Genomic DNA, 24366 nt, shown 5'->3' on the forward strand with positions numbered 1-24366 from the left:
AGATAAGCCACGATATATGTGTAAGATCATTTTTTAGGAGCTGACATATATGAAAAAAAGTCTCATTACTTTCGTTCTAGCCTCTACGCTCATCGGGTTAACTGGCTGTGCCGGAGATAATCAAAATGCAGGCGGCGATAACAACGGTAACAATTTAGGGGTAAATAACGTTAGAAACAACATTAGAAACAATGATAATAATGGGATTACCGGAAGAAATGTTTCGAACCAAAATTTACGAGTTTCCACACGTGCTTCAAACAATGTTGAACGATTAAGAGAAGTGGACCAAGCCCATGTAATCATCCGCAATAACGATGCCTATGTGGCTGTTCGGTTAAACAATCAAGGTACTTCCGGAGATCGAGCAGGAAATGGAACAACGAATAACAGCAATGCTAGAAATACGCAAAATACAGCTAACACTGGAAATACCGGGATCACTGGAAACTATACAAACTCTGGCTTAACCGGCACTACAAATGACAACTTAAATACCGGGGCTGGCGCAATTACAGGAAACAATACAGGTGCTGGTACAGATCGGATAACTGGCAACAACACAAACACTAACAATAATGGTATGATGGGCAATACGGGTAATACAGGTAATAATGGCGTAGGTATGAATGGAAACAATGGAACAGGCGGTACCAATTTTAAAGAAGTATCCACTCAACTTGAGCAAAGAATCGCTGACCAAGTCAGAGCTTCTGATAAAAAAATTCACAAAGTGTATGTTTCATATGATAACGATTTCTACACCCAAATGAACACCTATTCGAATGATCTTCAAAATGGACGAAACAGAGATGGTATTTGGGATGATTTTACTGGTACTGTCAGAAGGTTTTTTGATTAATTAATCAAAGGGGAAAAACTGTCGAATTTATGAATCGGCAGTTTTTCCGTTCCAACTAATAATTCTAAGATTACAGTACTGGAAAAATATCCCTGAATAAGAATCATTTCTGGAAGTGTAGGGTTCGTTCATTTCTCTTTCGATTAATAAAGCCGAACTTCTTGATTCTCGGAATAGGTAAGTATTAAGAGCCTGTTCTATCGCTTAATCAAATTTTATAATACATTCACCAAGTTTGGAATTTCCCCAAAGTAATGTTAAATGATCATTGTCATTGACGGGGCCAACACCTTCAGGGGTTCCCGTATAAATCAAATCCCCCTCGCCTAAACCAAAGTTTAGTGCGGTGAAATCGATAATAGTCTGCAAATCAAAAAGCATATTTTTACTATTACCTTGCTGCACTTTCTCCCCATTCTTAAGAAGATAGAAGTCGACACTCTTCATTTCCTCTATCCCTGGAAAGGGAATAAATTTGCTGACAATAGCTGAGTTTGGGAACCCTTTTGCTAACAACCATGGATGTCCTTTTTTCTTGAGTTCACTCTGGATATCCCTAAGGGTAAAATCAATGCCAATTACCATACTTTCTACTATATCCGCTACTTTTATCCCCTTTTCATATGGTTTTCCCATCCTAATGACAATCTCTGTTTCAAAATGTATAGATCCACGGTTACTAGGGAGTAAAATTTCCTGACCAGAAGCTTCTATAAGAGCATGAGTAGGTTTGGAAAAAAGCATGGGAGATGTCGGTACTTCATTTTGTAATTCTTTGGCATGTGCAGCATAGTTTCGACCAACGCAATAAATGTTATTTACTTTATTCAAGACAATCCCTCTTTCCCAAGTTAGTAATATCATATTAACATATTCTGGCTTAAGCTGAGTTTCGTAAAATAGGTATGTGAGCGGAGCTATTTCATTACATTTTTAGGTTTAAGAGGGTTGTTTTCTAAAATGTTTTCTACTTCTTCATAACCTTCTAGAAAGGCATAGTTATATCTAGCTGGAAGTGCAAAAACATATTCATTATTTTGTCCCAATAGTGTTGGGCCTATCGGAGCTGCTCCAATATGAAATTCACCTTTTTCAAGTGAAGACCATTGTTCAAGAGTAAAAACCATAATTGGAATATCTTGTCTCGGGTTATCCTCCTTCCATTCAGGATGTCTGATTAAAAGGATTTGACCATTTTCCGTTTGTTGTTGATCATTAGAAATTCCTTCCCAAGAATCCGATACAATCTGATAGCCCTCCCAACTAACGGGCAACACAAAGGTGAATCCATATTCTGCATTTTCATATAGGTTTTCTTCAGGTTCATTTTTATCTATATCCTCTTTGTCATTATTTTGAGTTACGGTAGGTTCTCCTTGTTCTTGTTGACCTTGTTTATTTGAATCAAGACTTAATAGAGGAATCGTAAGGATGGCGAATAAAACGAAGGCAGCAATACTTGCTAAACCTAATGAAATCTTTTTCATTATTGCAGTTCTCTTTTTCTTCTTTTCATAAGAACTTGAGTATAGAATTAGGTTTTCATGGATTCTATCTTGGGTTTCTTTCGTAAACTTTCTATCATAATCAGGTTCTGGTAATGAACGAATATTTTTCTCTAGTTCATAAAACTTCTCATTATCTTTCATTGAGATAATCCTCCTATATTCTTTTCTAAAGTCTTTAACGCACGATGATAGGTTGTTCGAACCTTATTTTCACTCCACTTTAATACTAAGGCTGTTTCAGAAACAGAGAGTTCTTTAATCCCTCTAAGGATAATTACATCTCGGTAATCATCTTTTAATGATTGAATTGCTTGGTAAAGCAATTTGTTATTTTCATTGAGTTGAAGCATTTTCTCCGGTGTATCCTTATCAGATCTTTCATCCCTGAACCAACTCATTTGCTTCATCCCTAAACGCTTCCTTTTTCTCATTTCATCTATCCCCACATGGCGGGCAATCGAAAATAGCCATGTTTTAGGACTTGATCTATTCTGAAATGTATTAAAACCTTTAATTGCTCGAATAAAAACTTCCTGTACCAGATCTTCTACATCGCTTGAACCGATGTAGTAAACCAAAAAATGGTATATATCTTTGTTGTACAAGTAATACCACTCCGAAATTTTGTCGCTATTCATCTACTGGTCAACTCCATTTTTCCTCCAATTTTTTATACTCATAAATTAGTCGAAACCGCGCAGCATTTATGTCACCAAATATAAATATTATTTAAGTTTATTTTCTGTTAGAGAGATGTTGGTTAAGAGCTATTATAAATTAAGTGTAGTTCTTTTACTTTTTTTAAAAATATTTTTTTGACCATGTCTTTTTTGCTCTTTCTCTATATATATAGGGTGAGAAAACGATTAGGAGATGGTTAGATGTCCGGATGGGTAAAATTAACCAAGCAATTTACAAATGATGAACTATGGTTTAACGTTTCGGCTTTCCGACTTTATGTGTGGATTTTGATGAAGGCAGCATACGAGGATGGGATCGTTTTAAATGGGTTGAAGCTAAAAAAAGGACAATACATAAGGGCATATTCCCAGTTAGGTGAAGATTTAATGTACATAGAAGGAAGATCCAAGAAGGCACTTGCAAAAAGTACGGTAAAACGCGCTGTTGATAAACTAGTAAAAAAAGGTTTGCTTATGGCCGAAGAAACACCCTTAGGAACACTTTTCACCGTAATGAATTCCGATGATTTTAAGTGTCTAGACGGAAAAGCTGATTTTTTTTGCCCTCCGTTTCGCGAAACGGAAGTGGAACAGTCACAGAACGATAACAAAACGGAACCGGAACAAAATAATAGAAAGAGAGAATATAAGAACTTAAAAAATAATGATGATCCTCACATCCAAGAAAATTTAAATCTCCCTTCACCAGGAGCCTCTAATGATGACACGGTAAATCGTGAAAGAATAGATAAGATCTCCAGAACATTTATCGGTTTACGAAATCAAGGAAAACTTTTAAACCCTAAAGATAAATTGGCAATGGAGAGAATCTGCAGCCTACCTGTGAAAACGGAGCAGTTAGAATCTTTGTTAGTGGAAATTTTTGAAGAATACCTTTTGAAGAATCCAAACGGGACGATTAGCAGTGTATCGTATTGTGAAAAGGTTATTGGGACAAAACTAGAAAGTGAGAAAAATACCAAGCACCAGAAAAAAACAAAAAAAGAATCGATGGCTGATCGTGTTGAACGGTTGATTCATGAAGGAATAATCTCGTTAGAGGAGGAAGCACAATGACCAAGAAAGAGGTAATTGAACTTTTAGTACTGATTGAATCGGTATATTCTAACTGTATCTTTAAGGACGAAACGATACAGCAATGGCTCGAATTTTGTTCAGAGATGGATGTTGAGAAAGTGATGGCGAGGGTAAAGAACCATATTAGAAAAAGTCCTTTCCCGCCAACCATTGCGGATATAGCTGTATTTTCCTTCGATGACAACGATTTTCCTACAATACTACAAGAATGGATTAAGAAAGGACGTGAAAGAATTGAATCAGACAGTAACTCGAACAAACGAGGACGACTACCTGCCTGGCTTGCCGAATATGCACCACGAAGATCTGTTTGAAGCGGAAGGGATTCTTTTAGGTGCAGTGTTCTTGGCTCCTGAGCTCATACATGAAATCACCTTAGATCCATGCCATTTTTCACAAAAGCGAAATCAACTCCTGTTTCAAGTGTTCCGGGAACTGCAAAAAGAGAACACACCAATTGATGTTGTACTGGTAGCAAAAAAACTGGGGAACGCCATTGAAAATATCGGTTATAGTTATATGACAGCTATTGCCGGGTGCTGCCCATCCACAGCTAATTATGAACACTATCAAACTATTATTATGAACGACTATAAACTTCGAATGTTTCAGAAGGCTGCCTTTCGCATTTTAAACGAGAAAACACTCGATGCAGTGGATAATTTTAATAAAATCTATACAGACATGCAGGATGTTGGTATGGTTAAAAGCAAATCGAAACGTGATATCTTAACCGATGTTTATCGGGAGATGGTCGAAGATCAAGGAAATATCTCTGGAATAGATACTGGATTTCCTCTGCTTAATGGTATGTTAAATGGACTTCAAAATGGGGATTTAATTATTGTTGCTGCACGGCCATCCGTCGGAAAAACCGCCCTTGCTCTTAATCTAGCAAAAAACTGCTGCAAGGATGGCGGAGTGGTTGATTTCTTTTCCTTAGAAATGCCTGCTATACAATTGCTGAAACGAATGCTGAGTGATATTTCCTATGTAGACGGCTCCAAATGGAAAAATCCTTATAAGTATTTCAGCGGAGATGACCATGACCGAAGTGTTTATGAGCTAGGAACCGTAGATCAATGGAATATTCACATACACGACCACCCGCGGCAAACTGTTGCAAACATTCGAGCTGCCATCCAGAAAACGAAACGGGAGCACCAAAGTAGGCAACACTTGGTAGTGATCGATTATTTACAATTAATCACCCAAACAAAGAGCTTTGAGCGTCAGGATTTAGCAGTTGGTAATATTACACGTGAGCTTAAGCTGATTGCCAGGCAATATGAAGTACCCATTGTCCTTTTGTCGCAGTTGTCCAGAGGGGTTGAGCAGCGGGCTGACAAACGGCCGGTCATGTCTGATTTAAGAGATTCCGGAAGTATTGAGCAGGATGCAGATGTAATCATGTTATTAAGCCGTGAAGATGTCGAACCTGTAAGGTCTGATAAAGCTGAACTGATTAACTTGAATATTGCCAAGCATCGGAATGGTCCGGTGGGCGTAATTAAGCTGGCTTTCGAGAAAAACTATAGCCGCTATCGGGATTATGTAGTCTAAATGACAACAAACATAGGGAAGGTTACTAGCCTTCCCTCCTAAATGATTGGCAGGAGCATTATTTATTTAAAAAGATTGTACCGATTGCGATAAGAACTAGACCAATGATGGAATAAACGGAAATCTTCTGCTGTAAAAATATTATCGATAAAAATGTAACAACAACGGCATACACCCCAGTCTGAATACCACCGAGCATGACCGTATTTCCAAATGTTTTGCTGCCTTGAATGAAACCCCATGATAAGACGATGTTTCCTAAAAAAGAGAGAGGCAAAAAATACACATTAAATTTAATGCTGTCTTTTAAAGTGGGTTGAAAAAATTGGGCTGATAAAATGGGTAATAAGGAAAAAACAATTGCACCAATAATAATTGCACCTATGACCAAAAACTTCAAGTAAACACCTCTTTTACTCTTTTTAGTGTTACTTTCTCCAAAGCAGGACAGCATATACAATTCGGCAACGGCAAGCATGAAAATATCAGAAAAAAAGGTTAAAAATCCGGATGTGATTTTTAACCTTTTTTTGTATATGAGTTAGCCTTTAACCGATCCTAGCGCAATCCCCTTTACAAGGTACTTTTGAAAGAATGGATAAGCTATAAGGATTGGCAGGAAACCGATTACTGCTATTGCCATCCTCACACCTGTGGTAGGAATCTGGGCAGCAGCCGAATTAGTGTTTGTCCCTAAATTACTGCTAGCCAAAAACTGAATGTCCGTCAGCATCCTATTTAACATGTTTTGGATACTGAATAAGGATGGTTCTGTGATATAAATCAGTCCATTAAACCAATCGTTCCAATAAAAGATTGTTTGAAGTAACCCAATTGTAGCCAAAATCGGCAATGAAAGCGGCAGGACGATGGAGAAAAAGGTTCTAAATTCACCTGCACCGTCCATCCGTGCTGATTCAATAACAGGCTCAGGTATGGAAGTAATAAAAAAGGTTCTCATCAATAATACGTTAAACCCGTTCATTAACAAACCAGGTACGATGAGTGCCCATATCGTATTCTTTATGTCAAATACTTGAGTATATACAAGATAGGTCGGAACAAGTCCACCATTAAATAAGAGGGTAAAGAAAACAAAGAAGGCAAAAAAGTTTCGGTAAGGTAAATCACGACGTGAAAGTGCGTAAGCCAAAAGCGCAGTCATCGCCAAGCTGACAAAAGTTCCAAATACAGTAACGAAAGTGGTAATACCGTAGGCCCGTAAAATACTTGCTGAATTAGTCATCAGGTATTCATATGCCGCAAAGCTAAGCTCCTTGGGAAAAAATGAATATCCATCTTTCAAGATTGAGGCTTCACTTGAAAAGGATGAAGACAAAAGAAGAATCAAGGGAATAATACTACCCGCAGCAAGTATAATTAAAAAGATATGTGAAACCCAATTGGTAATTCGATCTGATCTATACATTTTTCTCCTCCCCCTTTGGCTTAAAATAATGCATTATCTTTACTTTTTCTTCGAACGAGATAGTTCGATACTAACACTAGGATAAATCCTACAACTGATTGATACAGGCCGGCAGCTGCCGACATCCCGATGTCCCCAAGCTGCATTAACCCACGATAAACATAGGTATCAATAACATTTGTCGTGTCATAGATAGCACCTGAATTCATTGGCACTTGATAGAACAACCCAAAATCCGAGTAGAAAATGCGCCCGATTGCCAATAATGTCATCATGATTATGACTGGAATTATGGATGGAATAGTAATATGAATGATTTGCTGCCATTTATTCGCTCCATCCAAAGTGGCAGCTTCATAGAATTCCTGGTCGATTCCGATAATAGCAGCCAGGTAAATGACGCATAAGAAACCAACACCTTTCCACATATTGATAATTGTTAAAATATAGGGCCAATATTTTGCTTCTGAATACCAGGAAACTCCATCAAGTCCAAACAAAGGCAGGATGGTATTATTCAAATAACCGGTATCCTCGCTAAAGAAGGCATATCCCAAATAGCTGACAATAACCATTGATATCAAAAATGGCATAAGGATGACACTTTGATAAAAACTTTTTGCCAGCTTATTTTTAATTTCATTTAACATAATCGCTACCGCGATGGCCAATACAGTATTTAAAATAATAAATCCTCCATTATAAAGGATAGTATTACGTGTAATTACAAAAGCATCTCTTGTGCTAAACAAGTATTCGAAGTTTTTAAAGCCAATCCAATCACTTCCCAAAATTCCTTTTGAAAAATTAATATCTTTGAAAGCAATGATAAAGCCAAACATCGGTAAATAATTGTTAATAAGTAAGTATATTAAACCAGGCAGCATCATAATGAATAGCGGCAGAGCCCTTTTCAATTTCATTAGTCTGGTGTTAACCTTCTTCACTGGTAATGTTTGAACATCTGCTTGCAATTTCTTTACAGTAACCTCTGTCATCCCTAATCCTCCTTGTCTCATTTGTTATCTAAAAGCATTATAAAAAAAGAGATTAAAAATCAATTTGGGATTTTTAATCTCTCCAGTTGGTGGATATTATTTTAGCGTTTTGGCCCATTCATCCAATTGTTTTTGTTTTTCTGCAACAATCTTATCCATACCGGCAGCCTTTAATTCTTTAATAAATTTCGGTAATTCCGTTTCGGGATCTAACACTCCGTTTTCCAATCCGATTGTATACTTATTAACGACATTGGTAACAGCAGTGACCTCTGTTTTCACCGGTGAACTATCAAAATTAAAACCTAATGCCTTGGATTTAATGGCACTTTTGTTAAATTCATCCATTTTATTCCAAAGTTCTGGGTCATTCCCTTCAAATATATACGAGAGGAAGGAATTTCCCATGGCGAAATTCATATTTAAATTGTAACCATTGTTTGTTGCATCCACGCCTTCAGGATACTCAACCAAAGTTTCTGATACTTTTTCGTAATGCTTTCCTTCAATTCCCCAACTTAGCAAATTGACTAATTCTTTATCTTGATACATTAAGTTAAGAAATTTCATTGCATCTTCTGGAATTTTGGAACTTTGAGGTATCCCCCACATCATTGTTGTTACACCAAATGTTGTCGACACTGGTTCTCCAAGGGATGCTGAAACCATAGGCATTTGAGTATTTTTAGATTCTTGTGAGTCTATCCCTGGTTTTAGAGGACTGAAATAACTAAAACCTACATTTGACTTTACTAAGTTTCCGCCCGTTTCCGTATTTGTTCCAGGATTTTTCATAAGAAGTCCTTCGTTTTGCCATTTTCTCATTTTCTTAACAAACGCTTCATATTCGTCTGTTTCATACAAGTTTACTACTTTTAGATTATTATCATATTTTGGTAGTACCCCTAAGCCATCCCCTAAACGATCGAACCAATTATAAATCATTGTTGGCTGCTGTCCTGGATTAGAAGGAACAAGTGGAGTCAAATCTTTCTCGTTATCCTTTATCGTCTTTAATACTGTCTCTACATCATCTAATGTTTTTACCTTACTAACATCAATGTTATATTTTTCTACTAAATCTTTACGCATCAATATCCCACTGGCAGAAGCCATATCTCTTTGTGTTGGGACAGCATACAATTTTCCTCCGACCTTTGATGCATTCAAATAATCCTCATCCATAACCTTTTTGATATCGGGACCATATTTATCTACCAAATCATCTAGAGGAAGTAATTGTCCTTTTGCCGCTTGAGATGTGTAGCCAAAAAAGGAAGCCACAAGCATTAAATCTACTTTTTCATTGCTCGATAACATCAAATTCGTTTGTTGAACATAGGCACCAATGTTAATGGGTGATAATTTTATTTTTACATTAATCTTTTCCTTGGTAATCTTGTTAATTTCATCTTCTACTATTTTTAAATCTTTCGGAACGGATGCTGAAAATAATACCATATTTACCTCAGGTACTTCTTCTCCTGATTCAGAACTCTCATTTGTTGAGCTTTCCTGTTTCGGACTACAAGCAGTAATCAACAGTAAAAAACTTACAAGAATAATACTAATTAATTTCCTCATGTATTTACCCCCTATTTTTATTCATCATACCCCGCCCTTTTGAAGGATTTCTTACCTTTTTTTAATCATCCATCTAATGAAAGCGGTTTATTACTGATAATTATAGAGAGGAATTAACTAGAAAACGTCCAATATTTTAATATAAATGATATCAATTTTTATTATTATTCAGAAAATAACAAATATTTATCCAAATAATTTAGATCCTCTTCTTCCTGATATTGATACCCTTCAACCCCTTTCTTCTTTTGACGTATTCTTATAGAGTTAAACGATTGCTTTTTTCGATATTGATAGGGTGTTGCGTGAAAGGTTTCCTTAAATAGTTTATGGAAGGTATTTAGATTAGAAAAACCAGACTCCATTGCGATTTGAATAATGGGCCAATCTGATTCCAGCATCGTTCGGACTGCATGTTCCAAGCGAATACCATTTAAATATTTAACAAACGATTGGCCCATATGCTGCTGAAAATACTTAGATAAGTAAGGGACTGTTAGTTGTTCAATTTCTGCAATTTCATTTAATGTAATAGGATGCATAAAATTCTGTTGAATATAGCTAGTAATTCTAGTAAGCCGGTCTATATCTTTCTTGCTGTTTCTGTATAATTCCACATTATTTTTTAATCTAAAATTGCTAATGAGCTTATAGACGATATCTAACAAAAGGGAATGGATTTTAACTTCATATCCATCCTTTTTGTTTCTTGAAATTAGCATTAATTGGGCCATTAACGATCGGATATCATTAAATCTATCTTGTTCCTCATATTGAAAAGATTGGCAGTGAAATGTTTCGTTTTCAATGTTTTTGTAAATTTGTTTGATATATGAGACAGGGATTTGAAGGACGATTAGTTTATTTTCCTCACTCGATTCTACACCGTGAACTTCATTACTATTAATAAGCAGCAGGTCATTTTCCTGTAAGAAATATTCATCCCTGCCGACATATACATGAATCCTCCCTTTCAGAACAAATAAAAATTCAATCCGGTCATGCCAATGCATAGCAACATATTTAACACTATTCATCAACATAAACATCGGTATTTCCTCATTCACAACTACAGTTTCATATGGATATTTCATAGTTCCTCCTTACTAACAAATGAATAAGGTAATAAATTTGAAAGAATTCAAAAAAAACCGCAAAAGTTTTACTGCAACATTGCGGTTTAACCTAGATGGCAAGATAATTTTCTCATTAAAGTGCTTGAACATATTTCTCCATGACTTTTAAATCGTTTGCAATACTTGTAAATTTATTTCCTATCTGTCCTTCATTCTCTACAATGGCATAACGAACATTACCCATTTCTTGAAGCTTTTGATAGGTCTCTTGAAAATTAAAGATACCGGTTCCTAGATTAACAAAATCATTTGGTTTTACCATCTCTGTGTAAAGTTTCATCGTATCTAGATTTCCTTGAGATAATGCAGAAAAAATATTTACTGGATTTACGTGCTGCCCTAAATCTTTTTGGTGGATCATATCACAGCGGCTGCCAAGTTTATCGAGTAATGCTAACGGATTATATCCACCTCTCATCACCCATACTAGATCTAACTCAAATTTTACGAGTGCTGGATCCGTATTTTCTGCGAGCAGTTCAAATAATGAGGTTTCTCCTATTCTCCTAAACTCATGCGCATGGTTATGATAGTAAAAGCTTAATCCTGCTTCTTTGCATTTTTCCCCAATTAGATTTAGATGTTCTGCTGTTTCTAGTGTATCCTCACGGCCAGATATCATTGCCATAGGGAAAACGATGGACTTACATCCTAACACTGCATTTTCTTCAACAATCCGATCCCAATCAGCATCCATTATTGCGCTTCCTGGAGCAACACCTTCATGTGCTGAAAATGCATTCAGCCCTAAGTCCTCCAACTTCTGTTTGATGACTGGCAGGGTAAAAGTATCGGTATACCGCTCTCCTGTAGTAAAATTCACCGTTAGCAATTCCAAATTCTTATATCCCATCTCTGCAACATGCTCCAAGGTACCAAAGTAATCCTCGTTTAACTCCTTAAATACTGAGAATAAATTTAATCCAATTTCCATTGTCATCGTATCTCCTTTTTCATGAGTTTATCTTTGCCCACTTAAAATCGAAACAAAATCAGAATTTTGTCTTGCTTTCTGATTCCACGCCACACACATGACAATACTGCCTAACAAAATAACGGCACCAAATATAAATGGAACATTAAATGATACATCAAATAAAATTCCCGCTAATGAGGGTCCGATAATATTACCTAAACTGCTATACGCATTGTTCATACCGGCCGCAAACCCTTGCTCACTTCCTGCCATTTTCGATAACAATGTATTAATTGCAGGGCGAAGTATCGATGTAAATAAGATAAACAAGATATTCATCATCAACATGAATGAAAAATTCCCAGATAGTAATAGTAGAAGCATGGTTACGGCAGATAAGAAGAAACAAACATTAATTACTCTAATTTCATTGAAACGTTGTAGAAGTTTATCTACTAAGAGCGCCTGAATGATAACCCCAATTAATGCTGCTATCGTCATAATGATTGAAATATCTTTAGGGGTATACTCATACTTTTCAGTAACATATAATCCAAAGATTGTTTCAAAGTTTGCTAGACCAAACGTCATCGTAAAGACGAGCAGTAAGAGTACAAAGTAAGACACTTTAAAAGACCTTTTGATGTCATGAACCATTCCATTTTGTTCCGATGATGAATTTCTAAACGCATCTTGTTGGTCTTTTGACAATGACTCTGGTAAAAATAACAGTGATACGAGCATGGCGATAGCTGCGGCGAGTGCTGAAGCATAAAACGGTACACGTATGCCGAACTCTGCAAGAAATCCTCCAATTCCTGGTCCAATAACAAAACCTAGCGAAATGGAAGCTCCAAGTAACCCCATCCCTTTTCCACGATTTTCTAATGTGGTAACATCTGCCACATAAGCCATCGTAGCTGGTATAAGCAATCCAACACCGATTCCACCAATGAAGCGCGAAAGATAAAGGACCCAGAGATCAGTGCCTACACTGAACATAAATTGAGACACCATTATGATCGCTAAACCAATCACCGTTATGATCTTCCGGCCATATTGATCTGAAAGCTTCCCGCCTAGTGGTGAAAAAAGAAACTGAGTTAGTCCTGTTGCTGCTACGAGATATCCCATATCTTTACCGCTGGCACCGATTTCTGAAATAAATTTGGGAAGAACCGGAATCGCCAAACCAACTCCAACTAAAGCGATAAATGTGTTTACCATTAGAATTAGTAATGGCATATTTCTCTTTACTTTTAACAAATTAAACCTTTGCATTCACTTTCTCCTGTTCTAAAAACTAAAAACTCTGCTTATTTAATATTACCTTTCTATTTACTAACTTCATTTCGATTATTTAATCTCTTAATAGTGCAATTCTTATCCTAGTTTTTTCGGATATTTCTTGAAAAATAAAGAGATTAAAAATCTAACTATGATTTTTAATCTCTCTAACAACGATCTTTATTGTTCAATTCCGTTATAGTCAAACCAATCAAATTCTGCTTTGTTAATACTCTCTTGTCCGTTCGAACTTGCAAACATGCCAAGCATTGTTCCCACCATACCGCCAACAATTTCGGGATTTATTTTTCTAGCGTCTGCGTTCTCGTATAGTAAGGTGAGGCTCTCGTCCACTTTGCCATAATAAAAGCTATAATCTTGTCCTTCTGCAATAATACTCAGAATGATATCTCCACCATCGACCAAAGTTTTTGCTAGCTCGCTTTCAGTCGTTATACCTTTGAAGTGCGGCTGGTGCGGGTATCCGGTTAACTCACTGGTACACTGGATCAGCCTCAGAATCTGCTGTCCTTTCTCCAACGACCGCTCAAACCGAAATTGATGATTAGATGCCTGCATTACGACAAGTCCTGCTGTCTCATTCTCTGAACATGCATCAAAACTCATACTAGTTGAAATCCGGAAGTTTGCATGCATCTGTCTGCGTCCGATAAAGCTTAAACTCGGAACAGCCTCATCCGTATTGGTAGCAGACAAGTCGATTTTACGTAATTCAGGGCTCATGGAACGTGGCAGCAATTTCAAAGTCAACTTGCTGTCTGAGAGTGTATGAAAATCTTCATAAGGTGTGCCGAAGTATACCCAATCCATTCCTAGCTTTTCGCCCTCGAAATCATCCCTCACAGATCTAGGCTTTTGCACAGTGGCAGGGAGTTCAGGTGCGGGATAACTCCATTCTACTTTTCCCGTTCCAGGGCTAATGACCGGCCAGCCATCTTCCCAAACGACTGGTGCAATAAAGGTTTCCCTTCCAAGATTTTTATGATAGCCCTCGATGAGGCGTGAGGCAAGCATAACAGCATACCATTCTCCGTTTATTAGTTCAACGAAATCAGCATGGCCAACATTACAGATAGGATACTGTTTGCCTAGGTGGCGATGGGTCAAAATCGGATTTCCAGCATATCCCTCATAATAATCAAAAATATTTTTTGTGCGTGCGATCGTGACTGAATGATAGTGTTCCGTACCACCCTCTGCAATCATCAAGTAGTAATACCCATCCTTCTTGTAAAGATGAGGAGCTTCAGGTGAAGCGCAATTCATTAAGGCTCCGCTCCATATCGTCTTTTTTTCACCGACAAGTTTCATATTGACCAGATCAATTTCACCAATCCAGATCACTTGACTTCCATGTGTACCGTCATGACTGACTTCACCTCTAGTACCGGTGATGTATGCCTTCCCATCGTCGTCAAAAAATAAGGATGCATCAATTCCCGGACAGCCTTCTATCCAATATGGATCTGACCATGGACCCTTGGGATCGGTAGCAGTCACTATAAAATTCCATTTGTCGCTGACATTTGTCGTAATCATGTAGAAGGTACCATCATGATAGCGAAGTGTTGGCGCCATGATTCCGGCTGTCATATGATTTGCCGTGGTGTGCAGCTGTGACTTTCGGTCGAGTACATGTCCAATCTGTTCCCAATTAGCCAGGTCTGTACTATGGAAAATAGGAACTCCAGGAAATAAGGAGAAACTTGATGTAATCATGTAGAAATCATCTCCCACCCTGCAAATGGAAGGATCAGGATAAAAGCCTGGTAAAATTGGGTTGTGTATCTGTTTTTTCTTCAAATAGATCACCTTTTATTTTTTAGTTTTTCACTTGGAATCTACTAAACTTTTTAATCAAGTTTGTCTGAAGTCACATTCTTTTACAAAAGTGTTATTACTGTAGTATGGAACTCATTCAAGATTATGGTCAGCGTTAGGATCACTGCTTTTTATAAAGATAGCTTTCGTGACCGTGGCACCGGTTCATTTATCCAGTTCGGGCACGAATAGCGCAAATTCGTGACCGTGGCACCGGTTCCTTTACGGGTTCGGGCACGAATAGCGCTTATTGGTGATCGTGGCACCGGTTCCCTTATCCAGTTCGGGCACCTGCCAAAACTACGTACTGTATTTCATGTTTCATTACTTAAAATCAAACCAAAATCAGTGTCCTCTTTTGTGTACCGCCAAGAACTGTATCCACCACTGGAGGAAAATAAGAGCAGCTATAAGTATTGTTAACTTCTATTTCATGACTTCCTGATTCCAAGCCGCCTTCTTTTGCAACAGTAAGAGTGGCAGGTTCTAACAGGCCCCAGTGAACATCTCCGAGCTCAGCCATTTCCGCTTGTGTATAAGTAGCACCATTAATCGTCCAGGTAATCTGATCTCCCGAAAAAGTTTCACCATCTACTGTAACCGTAGCAGGGCGCAACTGAGAAAGCCAGAGTCCTCTATAATATAAGGAACGGATATTAACTTGAAAGCCTGTGATTTTCCCATTACTTTCTACATTTTTAAAGCCTCTCGATTGAATACAAGGTTTTTCTAACATACGATTCTCTCCTATTCTCCCAAAATTCTTTTCATCATGACGTGGTGTTTCCGTACTTGTTCAACAGCATAACCAGGCACATCCTTCTTCGGTCCTTCATACTCACTTACCATATAGCCATCCCAGTTGTGCTCTATCAGTGTGTTAATAACCTTTTCATATGGAATCGTCATCTCTTCGAAATCATCTGACATCTTTACGAATTTGGCATGACAGCAATATAAATATGGCAGCAGTGGAATAATATCCTCTACCGGACTGTGATCACTTTCAGGCATGATAAACTCATTTGGCCCCCATTCACTAGCTGGTATAGTCTGTGTCGTAAAAACACCAAAGTCGATATTCAAACCAAAATATTTCGTGCCTGTCTCTTCAATGAACGCCACATAATCATCCACCATCTTGGATTTTAGAAGCGTAGGAGCATGAATTTCCGGACACATGCGCACATTATACTTTTCTGCCATCGGCAGTGCCATTTTAATAAACTCTCTCCAATTTTCTACAGGAGTTAAATCATTATCAATGACTCCTAATTTGGTACGAAGAACCGTGAAACCGAGTCTGTTGGCTAGTTTGAAATCGCGAACCAGCATCTCATACGATTCCACCGCCGTAAGATGTCTTCCCTGATAGAGGCGGGAATCTACCCAATGTCCATATTCAACCGGTACAATATCATACTTTTCAATCAACCTGTCCCAATTCTTGAGCCATTCTTCGCTAGGATTTGGATAGCCTTCAATATGTGAGTTTGCTAGGATTTCTAATCCCCTCGCACCCATATCATGCATTTCAGCAAACATATCTTCCAAACTCATTGTGACACCATATTCACCTGCATAACTGTAAAGAGAAACTCCTCGTTTTGGCTTTATATTTATATCCACCTTATTAGTCATTTCGACTTTCTCTCCTTTTACTATTAATTAAAAATCGCTGATTACGCTTACATCCTTAATAATAATCTAACTTTACAATTAATCATTTCCTTTAATTAACTTAATAGATATAGATTCTTGTTACTTTTACCGCCATATAGCTTAAATTATAAAAAAGAGGATAAAAATTAAAGGTTAATTTTTATCCTCTTTTATTTTGTCTACGATAGATCCATCTTCAGTAATAAAAACGCCAAGCATTTTAATTCTGCTTGGCACCCTTAAACTTTCGTATGTTCCATTTTAATGTAGTTCTCTGAATTTCGCTGGTGTCATACCTTCTTTTTTCTTAAATACCATCCCAAAATAGCTGACATCTTCATATCCACACAATCTACTGATGTTCTTGATTTTCTTGTCCCGTTCTTGAATGAGTAGGGTTTTCGCCTGGGCTAAACGAACATCAGTAATATAGTCAAAAATAGAAAATCCATTAATTTTTTTAAATAACTGACAAAGATATTCTTTTGACAAATCTACTATCTCTGCTAAGTCAGATAACACAATAGGCTCTGTATAATGTTCGTTTATGTAGTCCATAACAAGATGTATTTTCTTATTCTGATTTTGAAAAGACTTTTCATTGTGTAACGTGGTTGATTTTGCAATTACCATTAAGATTTCATAAAGTATTTTTGAAAAATCATACATTTCCGTTGGACTATTTCGTGTATATATTAAAAATAAATCCTCCATATATTGTTCTATTTTTTCAATATCGTTTTGTTTATAAATGCCTGATTGTTTAATTCCTACGTTTTCAAAAAATTCCTTTGTTCCATAGCCTGTAAAACACATGAAATGAACATCCCATTCGTTGCTCACTCCGTAATATTTATGACCAACATTAGGAAAGAGTAACATCCCACTCCCTTCCTCCACCACATACTGTTTATCTTCTATTTCTAGGACACCGTTTCCTTTGACAGCTTGAATCAATTGAAAAAAAGGCAATCCTGTTGGTCTGTTGATGTATTCCTGCCTATGATCTAAACCTAAAGAATATAAGACAAAAGGAAGTTTAATATTTTGTTCAGTATATTTTGTAAAAAAAACCTTGTTCATTACTGAAGAATCACCTTCCTTTTCTTAATATAATCATATTCATCGTAATATTCTAAGATTTCCTCTAATTTCACAATCTATTATCATATTAATATATTCTTATTATGAAAGGGTGCTTATAGTATGTCAACATTGCCACATATTAAAATAAACAATGATATTCCAACTTTATACGTTCATGACGAACCCTTTATTGCTTTAGCGGGAGAAATCCGTAATTCCAGTGCCTCTAGCCTCGAATATATGGAAAAAAATGTTTGGCCAAATATAAAAACATTAAATATGAATTCCGTCATTGTTCCTGTTTACTGGGAATTAATTGAGCCTGAAGAAAATCAATTTGACTTTACACTCGTTGAAGGACTGATCAACCAAGCGCGTGAAAATAACATGCATCTTATATTCCTCTGGTTTGGCTTATGGAAAAATTCAGAATCTAAATATGTACCACATTGGATAAAGCAAGATTCACGAACTTATTTCCGAGCTTGTAAAGCTTCCGGAGAACCTTTAAATACTATTTCACCATTATGTGAAGCAGCAGTTGAAAAGGATGCAAATGCTTTTTATCACCTAATGAAATTTATCAAATCTATTGATTCAGAAGAAAATACTGTTATTGTTATGCAGGTTGAAAATGAAATCGGAATTTTAGGTAGTGATCGTGATTATTCTAATCAAGCAAATGCAGCTTTTTCTCAAGAAATTCCTGAAGCAGTTTCAGAAGCATTCCAAGTCTTCGGAACATGGGAAGAAGCTTTTGGCTACGAAGCGTGCGAATACTTTATGGCTTATTATTTTTCATCCGCAGTAGAAAAAATCACTCAGGCTGGACAAAACGCTTATCCTCTTCCTTGCTACGCCAATGCCTGGTTGGAACAATTCCCGTGGCGTGCGGGGACCTATCCAAGCGGCGGTCCCGTAATGAAGATGCAAAAAATGTGGAATTTATTGGCTCCATCTCTATTTTGTCTTGCACCGGATATTTATGTTCCATATGTACCTGATGTGCTGGATCAATATAGTCAGAACGGCAATCCGCTATTCGTTCCGGAGGTCCGCAAAGATGCGGTATCTGCTACATATGCTTTATATGCTGTTGGCGGATGTAACGCGATTTGTTATTCACCGTTTGGCATAGAGGAACTTTTGATGAATCCTGAAAATATTGACAAACCACCACTAGAGTTAATGGTGGCATTAAATATTGACCCTTCAGCTTTTGAAATAGAAGGCAGCGCAGCGTATCTTGCCAAGAGCTATTCTATTATCGAAAATATCAAGCCGCTTTATTTTAAATATAGAAATACTAGTCATTTACAAAGTTTCGTAAAGAGAAATGAACATGACTTTGGTAAACTTCTTCATTTTGACAAATATGATATTCTCGTATCTTACTCGCCGAAAGCACCCTATAAGCCAACTTCTGGCGGTATGATTTTTGAGGTTTCAGAAAATGATTTTGTCGTTATTGGAACGATGATGAAGGTTCAATTCTTTTCAAAATCAGGAAACAATACACACGTGGATTTACTACGATTTGAAGAAGGCGAATTTGTTAAGGGAGAATGGAAAGCGGGACGTGTCTTAAACGGTGACGAAAAAATGATGATACAATTGAAAGATATGCCAGCAACTTATAGAACTCAGGTATATGAGTATTAGAATGAATTAATATTAGGACAAAAAAATGCCAATTATTCTTTAGTGAATAGTTGGCATCTTTCATTTTTAATTCTTACTTGATTGTTTTACCAATGATGCTGCCCCAATAACACCCGCATCATTACCTAATTGAGCCAGTTTTAATTTTGTACTTGTTTTTACTGTTGGGAAAGCATATTTTAGAAAATATTCTTCGACTCCTTTTAACAGCATATCTCCTGCGGCCGATACTCCCCCGCCAATTACAATAGTCTCAGGGTTTAATATATTCCCAATATTGCCACAGGCAAGTCCTAAGTAATAATAAAATTTATCTACAACAATTAATGCTAATTTATCGCCACGTTTGGCATGTTCGAACACGGTCTTTGCCGTTACTTCTTGTCCATCGTCAATTAACCACTTCAGTTCTGATTCCCCAGAAAATTTTTCTGAAAAATCCCTAGCCAATCGGACTACACCAGTAGCACTTGCGACAGTTTCAAGACAGCCCTGATTTTCACAAGTACAGAGATAGCCTTCAGAATCTACAATAATATGGCCAATTTCCCCGGCTGCTCCAACCTTACCATGAATGAGGTTGCCATCTGCAATTATCCCCCCGCCCACACCTGTTCCAAGTGTAACGAAGACCACATCTGTCCCATTTTCACCGGCACCTTTCCAGCGCTCGCCTAATGCTGCTACATTCGCATCATTATCAATATAAAAAGGAATCCCTGTCCCTGCTTCGATCAATTCTTTCACTGGCTGCAGAGTACTCCAATTTAAATTAAAGGCTCCGATAACAGTCCCTTTCTCACGATCAACTGTACCTGGAGACCCCATTCCGATTCCTATGAATGCATCAGCTGACAACCCGTATAATTCTAGACGATGGTTAATGGATTCGATAATGTTTGGGACAATATTCTTTCCGGCTTCTTGAATATCTGTCTCAATGCTCCACTTTTGTTGAACTTCACCTTCTTCTGTTAATATGGCGAATTTTACTGTAGTGCCACCTAAATCAATCCCAATTAATTTCTTCAATATTCTCCCGCCTTAGTAAAGAATACAGGTGAATTTCACCTGTATTCTCTCAATTTATTTAGCTAGTATTTTTCTTTCCATTTCCAAAAGACGTTTTGTCATTTGTAAAGCTCTTCCCGATAAATGATCCTCATATTCTGCCATTATATATCCGTCGAAACCAGAATTTTGGATAATCGGTAAAATATCCTGATAAGGAATACTCGCTTCCTCAAGATTCTCATCTATATAATGGAATTTCCCATGGAAGTGAATATTATATGGCATGATTTTCTTTAAACCTTCCAAATCAGGCTCGTTATAGAATGTCACGAACCCATACATACCCTGTAATGCCCCCATTACAGGACCATTAGCACCAGCTTCAATCAGCCTTTGTCGTGCTTCCTCTCTTGGCACACCTTCATAGCGTAATTGAGCAGCCATTTCCAGTAATTCAAGAGGAGCTCCATTTGCTAGAGCCTCGTCCCAATGAGGTTTATTTGGCCGAGTTGCAAAAGTTCCAAAATCTGTTACAAATCCTAAATAGTTGGAGCCTGTTTTATCAATTACTTCCACATATTCTTGGATTTTTGGTGAAGTTGGCGTTTCAGGATTATGGATTTCGATTCCAACCTTAATACCATAGCTTTCCGCATAAGGTGCGAGTTTAGCAAATGCTGCCGGCGATAATAGGTATTGAGCACGCATGATTTTACAGCCCAATTTATTGGCCGTTTTCAAATCAATAATGGCCGATTGTAGTAATTCATCATCCGTCAAATCTCTATCAGATCTTAACCCACGGTCTGCATTTGCCCCATAAGAGACGAATTCAATACCATAGTGATTCGTCATTGCTTTAAATTCATTTAACACTTTGTCACTTACATATGGATAAGAAGGCAGCATTTGCGTGCCTACCAATTCAAACCCTTCTGCTCCATATTCAGCTGCCGTACGAATACAGTCCTCTAATGAAAATTTTCCTTTTACATACTCATCTGTGAAGCTGTATAAAGAAACCCCTAACTTAATGTTACTCATTTGGCCATTACCTCCTCTCTTATTGTTAGGGTTTTACTGCCACATGAATCTAGTACGGCATATTCACGTTCAATCTTTCTTCCTGGAACCGCCATATAAGGGATACGTAACATTAATTTCACTTCAATTTGATGTTCCCCTTCTGTCAATCCTCCTGGTTGATAAACATTAATTGTAGCTGGCGCTATTAAATTCCAAAACTCTGAAACAAGACTTGGCAGCTGTTTTACAGTAAACTCTTTGCCATTAAGAGTAAAAGTTAGATGATCTGGATTTACTTCCTGGCCATCCACCGTTACAGCAAACTCCTCAATACAAGATAAATAGTGTCCGCGATAGTTGCTTAGTCGGATTTGGAACTCATATCCCAGCTTTTTACCATTCACGTATGTGTTTTTTAAACTATCATCACAAACAACATCGACGAATGGCAGCTTCATACTAAATGCCATGTTTGCACCTCCTATTTGCTTAAAACTGTCTCTTCTTCAAACACAATTTCTTTACCTGTTTCTGCAGATTTATAAACAGCATCTAAAATTTTCGTTACCACAAATGCTTGTTCTGGTTTTACAAGTGGTTCTCTATCATACAAAACGGCCTCTAGCCATTGTTTTGCTTCTAGTACTTCTGGTTTATTGGATCCGCCTTCAAAGAACGCAATCGCTCCGCCTGCGGAGTTTTTCTCTTCAGTTAACATCCCGTTGCGTGCAGTATTATAAACTAACTCATTTGTACGGAAGCTCATGCCGGAATTGATTTGTGCTCCAGCCTTAGTTCCGCAAAGAGTAGTCGCTGCTTCTCTAGATTCTAAAACGTTTAGAGCCCAAGATGACTCAAGGAAAATCGTCGCTCCATTTTCCATTTTAATGTAACCAAACGCAGAGTCTTCTACTTCATATGTTTCTGGATCCCATGGTCCGAACATATTACCTTCAACTGCTTCTGACAGATTACCTAATTTATTGAAAACAGAACCTGTTACAGAAACTGGTTTGTAGTTATCCATCATCCATAAAGTAATGTCAAGTGCATGAGTACCAATATCGATTAATGGACCGCCGCCTTGTTGAGACTTATCTGGGAACACTCCCCAAGTTGGTACAGCACGGCGGCGAAGCGCATGTGCTTTTGCAAAATAAATATCCCCAAGCTCGTCTTTTTCACAAGCTTTATGAAGTGATTGAACTTCTGGACGGAAGCGATTTTGATAACCAATCGTGAATTTCTTGCCTGACTTTTTCCAAGCATCGATCATTTTTTGAGCAGCTTCTGTAGTATGAGCCATTGGTTTTTCACACATAACATGCTTTCCTGCTTCAAAGGCTGCAACTGTAATTGGGCTATGGCTAACGTTTGGAGTTAAAACGTGTACAAGATCAATCGATTCATCCTTTAATAGCTCACGATAGTCTTCGTAAACTTTAGCATCTGGTGTTCCAAATTCTTTCGCTGCTTTTTCTGCACGTTCAATGACGATATCACAAAAAGCAACGATTTCACTAATTTCTTTAAACTGTGCTAATGCCGGAAAATGCTTTTGATTTGCAATACCACCGCAGCCAATAATACCAATTTTTAATTTACCCATAATGTATCTTCTCCTTTTTCCTCATTATTTATGATTTATAGTTTGATAATCTATTTAAGCGAAGTATTGACTCAAATAGTTTTTGCTAATTTTAATAGAGTCTTTTTTAGATTTAAGTGAATCTTCGAATGCCTTGTCCTCTACTTCAATGACGGCAAATCCTCGGTAACCGATATCTGTTAAGGCAGATACATATTGTCCCCAATTCACATCCCCCAGACCTGGTAGTTTAGGTGAGATGTATTCAAGAGGCGTTGCCATGATTCCCACATCATTTAAACGATCCTTGTACACTTTAATATCCTTAAAGTGGATGTGGAAAATCCGATCCTGGAACTCATAAATCGGCTTGATATAATCCATTTGCTGCCATACAAAATGAGAAGGGTCAAAATTCAATCCAAAGTTTTTATTAGGAATAGCCTCAAACACCCGACGGAAAATGGCCGGAGTTGTCATTAGGTTTTGTCCGCCAGGCCACTCATCAGCAGTAAATAACATTGGACAGTTTTCAATGGCAATTTTCACTCCAAGTTCTTCCGCATATTCTACAATAGGCTTCCAAACGGCTGTCATTTTTTCTAGATTTTCTTCAACTGTTTTATTTTGGTCTCTTCCAATAAAGGTTGTTACCATGTTTATATCAAGCTTGTTGGCTGCCTCGATACATTTTTTGATATGAGTTGCGTAGTAATCACTTTTTTCCTGATCTGCATCTAAAGCATTGGGATAATAAGCAATAGCGGAAATTCTAACTCCTTTTGCCTCGGTATAATTTTTAATGTATTCCACATCTAAATGATCAACGTCAATATGAGTAACACCAGCATATTTCCGAGCAGCCTTCCCCTTTGGCCATGCACATATCTCCACACATGAAAATCCGTTATCAGCTGCATAGTCAATGACTTCTTCAAAGTTGCATTCATTTAAGATTGCGCTGTTGAATCCAAGTTTCATTGTGTCTTTTTCCCCTCCTGTGCCTCTATTGAATTTAACTATTGATTCCGCTTACAAATATATCTTAACCTCTTTTCGCGGATGTTCCCTTTCATTAATTAACCTATTCAGGTATAGATTTTCGTCTTTTTTTTTGATAGATTCCATTTTTATTAATTTGAGATTAAAAATAACAACGTGTTTTTTAACCTGGTATGGGTTGGTGTTTATACCTAAGCTTCATTCGGACAGACTTCTATTTATTTGAGAGTGTCGTGTCCGAATCCAGCACGCATTCGGACACACTTCGTTCTCTTTGAGAGTGTCGTGTCCGAATCCAGCACGCATTCGGACAGGCTTCATTCTTTTTGAGAGTGTCGTGTCCAAATAAGGCATGCATTCGGATAGGTTACGTTCAATTCGTGTGAGTCGTGTTCGAATCAATCCCTCACTCTGACACGATTG

General features: G+C 37.5%; 24 protein-coding genes. 5 read left to right on the forward strand and 19 right to left on the reverse strand.

Going from position 1 to position 24366, the window contains the following annotated elements; all coding sequences use genetic code 11:
- Positions 1–49 precede the first annotated feature (49 nt).
- Positions 50–862, forward strand: a complete 813-nt coding sequence (locus ACN6MT_RS22715) for a YhcN/YlaJ family sporulation lipoprotein (RefSeq protein ID WP_419888172.1) — start codon at positions 50–52, stop codon at positions 860–862.
- Between the two features lie 204 nt (positions 863–1066).
- On the opposite strand, the gene ACN6MT_RS22720 is transcribed toward ACN6MT_RS22715, so the two are convergent.
- The 3 genes from ACN6MT_RS22720 to ACN6MT_RS22730 all read right to left on the reverse strand — a co-directional run bounded on the left by ACN6MT_RS22720 (position 1067) and on the right by ACN6MT_RS22730 (position 3008).
- A complete protein-coding gene (locus ACN6MT_RS22720; RefSeq protein ID WP_419888173.1) occupies positions 1067–1693 on the reverse strand; it encodes a fumarylacetoacetate hydrolase family protein in 627 nt (208 codons plus the stop codon).
- Between the two features lie 86 nt (positions 1694–1779).
- Positions 1780–2511: a hypothetical protein gene (locus ACN6MT_RS22725; protein ID WP_419888174.1), complete on the reverse strand. Its 732-nt coding sequence runs from the start codon at positions 2509–2511 to the stop codon at positions 1780–1782.
- Positions 2508–3008, reverse strand: a complete 501-nt coding sequence (locus ACN6MT_RS22730) for an RNA polymerase sigma factor (RefSeq protein ID WP_419888175.1) — start codon at positions 3006–3008, stop codon at positions 2508–2510. The genes ACN6MT_RS22725 and ACN6MT_RS22730 overlap by 4 nt, the downstream gene beginning before the upstream one ends.
- A gap of 243 nt (positions 3009–3251) precedes the next feature.
- Between ACN6MT_RS22730 and ACN6MT_RS22735 the strand changes: the two genes are divergently transcribed.
- Genes ACN6MT_RS22735 through ACN6MT_RS22745 form a run of 3 tightly spaced genes read left to right on the forward strand, consistent with a single transcriptional unit; the run spans position 3252 to position 5711 of the window.
- Entirely contained in the window at positions 3252–4127 is an 876-nt protein-coding gene (locus ACN6MT_RS22735; protein ID WP_419888176.1) for a hypothetical protein, read from the forward strand.
- Positions 4124–4462, forward strand: a complete 339-nt coding sequence (locus tag ACN6MT_RS22740; protein ID WP_419888177.1) for a hypothetical protein — start codon at positions 4124–4126, stop codon at positions 4460–4462. Before ACN6MT_RS22735 ends, ACN6MT_RS22740 begins: the two co-directional genes overlap by 4 nt.
- Positions 4383–5711, forward strand: a complete 1329-nt coding sequence (locus tag ACN6MT_RS22745; protein WP_419888178.1) for a replicative DNA helicase — start codon at positions 4383–4385, stop codon at positions 5709–5711. Before ACN6MT_RS22740 ends, ACN6MT_RS22745 begins: the two co-directional genes overlap by 80 nt.
- Before the next feature lie 58 nt (positions 5712–5769).
- On the opposite strand, the gene ACN6MT_RS22750 is transcribed toward ACN6MT_RS22745, so the two are convergent.
- From ACN6MT_RS22750 to ACN6MT_RS22800, 11 genes are all read right to left on the reverse strand, one after another.
- On the reverse strand, positions 5770–6111 hold the full coding sequence (locus ACN6MT_RS22750) for a hypothetical protein (RefSeq protein ID WP_419888179.1): 342 nt from the start codon (positions 6109–6111) through the stop codon (positions 5770–5772).
- 141 nt (positions 6112–6252) lie between these two features.
- On the reverse strand, positions 6253–7140 hold the full coding sequence (locus ACN6MT_RS22755) for a carbohydrate ABC transporter permease (protein ID WP_419888180.1): 888 nt from the start codon (positions 7138–7140) through the stop codon (positions 6253–6255).
- 20 nt (positions 7141–7160) lie between these two features.
- Positions 7161–8063 carry an ABC transporter permease gene (locus ACN6MT_RS22760; protein ID WP_419956510.1) on the reverse strand — a complete coding sequence of 301 codons (903 nt, stop codon included), beginning with the start codon at positions 8061–8063 and terminating at the stop codon, positions 7161–7163.
- Between the two features lie 171 nt (positions 8064–8234).
- A complete protein-coding gene (locus ACN6MT_RS22765; RefSeq protein WP_419888181.1) occupies positions 8235–9722 on the reverse strand; it encodes an ABC transporter substrate-binding protein in 1488 nt (495 codons plus the stop codon).
- Between the two features lie 164 nt (positions 9723–9886).
- On the reverse strand, positions 9887–10816 hold the full coding sequence (locus ACN6MT_RS22770) for an AraC family transcriptional regulator (protein WP_419888182.1): 930 nt from the start codon (positions 10814–10816) through the stop codon (positions 9887–9889).
- Positions 10817–10931: 115 nt separating this feature from the next.
- Entirely contained in the window at positions 10932–11798 is an 867-nt protein-coding gene (locus ACN6MT_RS22775) for a sugar phosphate isomerase/epimerase family protein (RefSeq protein WP_419888183.1), read from the reverse strand.
- A gap of 21 nt (positions 11799–11819) precedes the next feature.
- Positions 11820–13055, reverse strand: a complete 1236-nt coding sequence (locus tag ACN6MT_RS22780; protein WP_419888184.1) for an MFS transporter — start codon at positions 13053–13055, stop codon at positions 11820–11822.
- A 186-nt stretch (positions 13056–13241) separates the two neighbouring features.
- Entirely contained in the window at positions 13242–14894 is a 1653-nt protein-coding gene (locus tag ACN6MT_RS22785; protein ID WP_419888185.1) for a glycoside hydrolase family 43 protein, read from the reverse strand.
- Positions 14895–15237: 343 nt separating this feature from the next.
- Positions 15238–15639: a C-glycoside deglycosidase beta subunit domain-containing protein gene (locus tag ACN6MT_RS22790; RefSeq protein ID WP_419888186.1), complete on the reverse strand. Its 402-nt coding sequence runs from the start codon at positions 15637–15639 to the stop codon at positions 15238–15240.
- An 11-nt stretch (positions 15640–15650) separates the two neighbouring features.
- Positions 15651–16544, reverse strand: a complete 894-nt coding sequence (locus tag ACN6MT_RS22795; protein ID WP_283864845.1) for a sugar phosphate isomerase/epimerase family protein — start codon at positions 16542–16544, stop codon at positions 15651–15653.
- 282 nt (positions 16545–16826) lie between these two features.
- Complete coding sequence (locus tag ACN6MT_RS22800) at positions 16827–17648, reverse strand: AraC family transcriptional regulator (protein ID WP_419888187.1); 822 nt, start codon at positions 17646–17648, stop codon at positions 16827–16829.
- A gap of 123 nt (positions 17649–17771) precedes the next feature.
- Between ACN6MT_RS22800 and ACN6MT_RS22805 the strand changes: the two genes are divergently transcribed.
- Complete coding sequence (locus ACN6MT_RS22805) at positions 17772–19313, forward strand: DUF5597 domain-containing protein (RefSeq protein ID WP_419888188.1); 1542 nt, start codon at positions 17772–17774, stop codon at positions 19311–19313.
- 66 nt (positions 19314–19379) lie between these two features.
- Here the strand turns inward: ACN6MT_RS22805 and ACN6MT_RS22810 are convergent, their stop codons facing one another.
- Genes ACN6MT_RS22810 through ACN6MT_RS22830 form a run of 5 tightly spaced genes read right to left on the reverse strand, consistent with a single transcriptional unit; the run spans position 19380 to position 23922 of the window.
- The gene (locus tag ACN6MT_RS22810) at positions 19380–20348 is read right to left on the reverse strand and encodes an ROK family glucokinase (RefSeq protein WP_419956511.1); all 969 of its coding nucleotides are present in this window, start codon (positions 20346–20348) and stop codon (positions 19380–19382) included.
- Between the two features lie 51 nt (positions 20349–20399).
- A complete protein-coding gene (locus tag ACN6MT_RS22815; RefSeq protein ID WP_283864842.1) occupies positions 20400–21371 on the reverse strand; it encodes a sugar phosphate isomerase/epimerase family protein in 972 nt (323 codons plus the stop codon).
- Positions 21368–21823, reverse strand: a complete 456-nt coding sequence (locus ACN6MT_RS22820) for a C-glycoside deglycosidase beta subunit domain-containing protein (RefSeq protein ID WP_283864841.1) — start codon at positions 21821–21823, stop codon at positions 21368–21370. The genes ACN6MT_RS22815 and ACN6MT_RS22820 overlap by 4 nt, the downstream gene beginning before the upstream one ends.
- Before the next feature lie 11 nt (positions 21824–21834).
- Entirely contained in the window at positions 21835–22962 is a 1128-nt protein-coding gene (locus ACN6MT_RS22825; protein WP_283864840.1) for a Gfo/Idh/MocA family protein, read from the reverse strand.
- Between the two features lie 54 nt (positions 22963–23016).
- On the reverse strand, positions 23017–23922 hold the full coding sequence (locus tag ACN6MT_RS22830; protein WP_419888189.1) for a sugar phosphate isomerase/epimerase family protein: 906 nt from the start codon (positions 23920–23922) through the stop codon (positions 23017–23019).
- Positions 23923–24366 lie beyond the last annotated feature (444 nt).

Origin of the sequence: Neobacillus niacini (genome assembly GCF_048572935.1) — a bacterium.
GTDB classification, from domain to species: domain Bacteria; phylum Bacillota; class Bacilli; order Bacillales; family Cytobacillaceae; genus Neobacillus; species Neobacillus niacini.

What these genes read in the sequence shown, in the direction of transcription:
- ACN6MT_RS22770 (WP_419888182.1), bottom strand. Translation starts at nt 10,816, where the DNA reads ATGAAATATCCATATGAAACTGTAGTTGTGAATGAGGAAATACCGATG.
- ACN6MT_RS22775 (WP_419888183.1), bottom strand. Translation starts at nt 11,798, where the DNA reads ATGACAATGGAAATTGGATTAAATTTATTCTCAGTATTTAAGGAGTTA.
- ACN6MT_RS22820 (WP_283864841.1), bottom strand. Translation starts at nt 21,823, where the DNA reads ATGGCATTTAGTATGAAGCTGCCATTCGTCGATGTTGTTTGTGATGAT.
- ACN6MT_RS22800 (WP_419888187.1), bottom strand. Translation starts at nt 17,648, where the DNA reads ATGAACAAGGTTTTTTTTACAAAATATACTGAACAAAATATTAAACTT.
- ACN6MT_RS22795 (WP_283864845.1), bottom strand. Translation starts at nt 16,544, where the DNA reads ATGACTAATAAGGTGGATATAAATATAAAGCCAAAACGAGGAGTTTCT.
- ACN6MT_RS22725 (WP_419888174.1), bottom strand. Translation starts at nt 2,511, where the DNA reads ATGAAAGATAATGAGAAGTTTTATGAACTAGAGAAAAATATTCGTTCA.
- ACN6MT_RS22755 (WP_419888180.1), bottom strand. Translation starts at nt 7,140, where the DNA reads ATGTATAGATCAGATCGAATTACCAATTGGGTTTCACATATCTTTTTA.
- ACN6MT_RS22730 (WP_419888175.1), bottom strand. Translation starts at nt 3,008, where the DNA reads ATGAATAGCGACAAAATTTCGGAGTGGTATTACTTGTACAACAAAGAT.
- ACN6MT_RS22760 (WP_419956510.1), bottom strand. Translation starts at nt 8,063, where the DNA reads ATGAAATTGAAAAGGGCTCTGCCGCTATTCATTATGATGCTGCCTGGT.
- ACN6MT_RS22825 (WP_283864840.1), bottom strand. Translation starts at nt 22,962, where the DNA reads ATGGGTAAATTAAAAATTGGTATTATTGGCTGCGGTGGTATTGCAAAT.
- ACN6MT_RS22790 (WP_419888186.1), bottom strand. Translation starts at nt 15,639, where the DNA reads ATGTTAGAAAAACCTTGTATTCAATCGAGAGGCTTTAAAAATGTAGAA.
- ACN6MT_RS22715 (WP_419888172.1), top strand. Translation starts at nt 50, where the DNA reads ATGAAAAAAAGTCTCATTACTTTCGTTCTAGCCTCTACGCTCATCGGG.
- ACN6MT_RS22815 (WP_283864842.1), bottom strand. Translation starts at nt 21,371, where the DNA reads ATGAGTAACATTAAGTTAGGGGTTTCTTTATACAGCTTCACAGATGAG.
- ACN6MT_RS22780 (WP_419888184.1), bottom strand. Translation starts at nt 13,055, where the DNA reads ATGCAAAGGTTTAATTTGTTAAAAGTAAAGAGAAATATGCCATTACTA.
- ACN6MT_RS22735 (WP_419888176.1), top strand. Translation starts at nt 3,252, where the DNA reads ATGTCCGGATGGGTAAAATTAACCAAGCAATTTACAAATGATGAACTA.
- ACN6MT_RS22740 (WP_419888177.1), top strand. Translation starts at nt 4,124, where the DNA reads ATGACCAAGAAAGAGGTAATTGAACTTTTAGTACTGATTGAATCGGTA.
- ACN6MT_RS22830 (WP_419888189.1), bottom strand. Translation starts at nt 23,922, where the DNA reads ATGAAACTTGGATTCAACAGCGCAATCTTAAATGAATGCAACTTTGAA.
- ACN6MT_RS22805 (WP_419888188.1), top strand. Translation starts at nt 17,772, where the DNA reads ATGTCAACATTGCCACATATTAAAATAAACAATGATATTCCAACTTTA.
- ACN6MT_RS22765 (WP_419888181.1), bottom strand. Translation starts at nt 9,722, where the DNA reads ATGAGGAAATTAATTAGTATTATTCTTGTAAGTTTTTTACTGTTGATT.